Source organism: Bacillus sp. AFS001701, assembly GCF_002559405.1.
In the GTDB taxonomy this organism is placed as follows: Bacteria; Bacillota; Bacilli; order Bacillales; family Bacillaceae_G; genus Gottfriedia.
The window spans coordinates 1-484 of the sequence record NZ_NTZO01000724.1 but is presented as its reverse complement, the minus strand read 5'-3'; the positions used below and the strand labels follow the sequence as shown (position 1 = coordinate 484).

The window sequence follows — 484 nt, the reverse complement described above, 5'->3', positions numbered from 1 at the left end:
GTTGAATTAGATGAGTATCTAATTTAATAATCCCTTTTGTCTTAATAAAAAAATAAATAATTATAAAATTGGACGCTCAATGGTATTAAGACAAAATGTGCTACAAATATTGACCAAGTTATTTTATTATTTTTGTTTCTTAATCCAGTTCCAAATATGCGTTTCAAAACTATAGAACCTACAATACTAATAAATATTAGAAAGCCATAATAAATCATATCCGTAGTAACTATTGAAAGCGAAGGATCAGCAGACCCCATAGCTAATACAAAATACAATGGTAAACTCACTGGAAAAACCACTAAAAAGGAACATAAATAAATTATTGAACTTAATTCTATCTTATATTTTCTCTTTTCATTCAATTCAAATACTCCTTATTCTTTTACAATTAGTACCTCATAAAATTGCTTTTCTAAGGTAAACTCTCCTTTTCAATTCTCAACTTTATTAAACTAAACTGTCATTTAATTCAAAAAAAAAA

1 protein-coding gene is annotated in these 484 nt (G+C 25.4%); it reads right to left on the bottom strand.

Annotated features, from left to right (window positions below; translation table 11 throughout):
• Positions 1–41: 41 nt before the first annotated feature.
• Positions 42–365, bottom strand: a complete 324-nt coding sequence (locus CN514_RS24865; RefSeq protein WP_098234840.1) for a hypothetical protein — start codon at positions 363–365, stop codon at positions 42–44.
• Positions 366–484 lie beyond the last annotated feature (119 nt).